This window comes from Mesorhizobium sp. M7A.F.Ca.CA.004.04.2.1 (assembly GCF_004022825.1).
Lineage (GTDB): Bacteria > Pseudomonadota > Alphaproteobacteria > Rhizobiales > Rhizobiaceae > Mesorhizobium.
The window spans coordinates 1-1,733 of the sequence record NZ_RZPH01001166.1; the positions used below are offsets into that span (position 1 = coordinate 1).

The following is a 1,733-nucleotide window of genomic DNA, read 5'->3' on the forward strand; positions in this document are numbered from 1 at the left end:
CTGATTGCCTTCGGCCATCGAAGAAATCTCCCTTGTGCCTGAAATCGTGAAAGTGAACTTGTCCGATAAATAGGCACTCGATCGGCAAAATTCAATCTTTTGAATTATTTGACATTCTGCGGATATCACGAAACGGCCAGCTGAAATAATACTTTTGAATATTTAATTTGGCCCGCGAATAATTTTTGGCACTCCTATCTATCGAGTGCCAACGCGTCTATAGAGGAGGGGCGTGGCCGCCTGTGCCGGCCCCAGAAAGAAAGTTCCCATGAAATTTCGGCCACTCCACGACCGCGTCGTCATTCGTCGCGCCGAAGGCGATATCAAATCCAAGGGCGGGATCATCATCCCCGACACTGCCAAGGAAAAGCCGCAGGAGGGCGAAGTCATCGCCGTCGGCCCTGGCGCACGCGACGAAAACGGCACGCTTGTTCCGCTCGACGTCAAGGCCGGCGACTTCATCCTGTTCGGCAAATGGTCGGGCACCGAGGTCAAGATCGACGGCGAGGACCTTCTGATCATGAAGGAAGCCGACATCATGGGCGTTATCGACAAGAGCGAGACGGCCGCAACCGACAAGACCGTGGCCGCCAAGAAAGCTGCCTGACCTCATTTTCTCCGAACGAACTGGATAAAAATCATGTCTGCCAAGGAAATCAAATTCTCCACCGACGCGCGCGACCGCATGCTGCGCGGCGTCGAGATCCTCACCAATGCGGTGAAGGTCACGCTCGGCCCCAAGGGCCGCAACGTCATCATCGACAAGGCCTATGGCGCGCCGCGCATCACCAAGGACGGCGTCACCGTCGCCAAGGAAATCGAGCTTGCCGACAAGTTCGAGAACATGGGCGCCCAGATGGTGCGCGAAGTGGCCTCGAAGACCAACGACCTCGCCGGTGACGGCACCACCACCGCCACGGTGCTGGCCGCCTCGATCCTGCGCGAAGGCGCCAAGCTGGTCGCCGCCGGCATGAACCCCATGGATTTGAAGCGCGGCATCGACCAGGCGGTTTCCGCCGTGGTCAAGGAAATCCAGGCGCGCGCCAAGAAGGTCAAGTCGTCGGCCGAGATCGCACAGGTCGGCACCATCGCCGCCAATGGCGATGCCAGCGTCGGCGAGATGATCGCCAAGGCGATGGACAAGGTCGGCAATGACGGCGTCATCACCGTCGAGGAAGCCAAGACGGCCGAGACCGAACTCGACGTCGTCGAAGGCATGCAGTTCGACCGCGGTTATCTCTCGCCCTATTTCGTCACCAATGCCGACAAGATGCGCGTCGAGTTGGAAGAGCCCTACATCCTCATCCACGAGAAGAAGCTCGGCAATCTGCAGGCGATGCTGCCGATCCTTGAAGCGGTGGTGCAGAGCGGCAGGCCGCTGCTGATCATCTCCGAGGACGTCGAGGGCGAGGCTCTGGCGACGCTGGTCGTCAACAAGCTGCGCGGCGGCCTCAAGGTCGCGGCCGTCAAGGCGCCGGGCTTCGGCGATCGCCGCAAGGCAATGCTGGAAGACATCGCCGTGCTGACATCAGGCCAGATGATCTCGGAAGACCTCGGCATCAAGCTCGAAAACGTCACCATCGAGATGCTCGGCCGCGCCAAGCGTGTGCTGATCGAGAAGGACACCACCACGATCATCGACGGGGCCGGCACCAAGGCGACCATCCAGGCGCGCGTCGCCCAGATCAAGGGCCAGATCGAGGAGACGACCTCCGACTACGACAAGGAAAAGC

2 protein-coding genes are annotated in these 1,733 nt (G+C 59.7%); both read left to right on the forward strand.

Going from position 1 to position 1,733, the window contains the following annotated elements; translation table 11 throughout:
- Nucleotides 1-268: 268 nt before the first annotated feature.
- Nucleotides 269-607, forward strand: coding sequence for a co-chaperone GroES (locus EN893_RS32530; RefSeq protein ID WP_127269688.1), 339 nt, complete (start codon nt 269-271; stop codon nt 605-607).
- Between the two features lie 33 nt (nt 608-640).
- Nucleotides 641-1,733: chaperonin GroEL (gene groL, locus EN893_RS32535; RefSeq protein ID WP_128362116.1), on the forward strand; the 1,093-nt coding region annotated here is incomplete at its 3' end.

What these genes read in the sequence shown, in the direction of transcription:
- EN893_RS32530 (WP_127269688.1), top strand. Translation starts at nt 269, where the DNA reads ATGAAATTTCGGCCACTCCACGACCGCGTCGTCATTCGTCGCGCCGAA.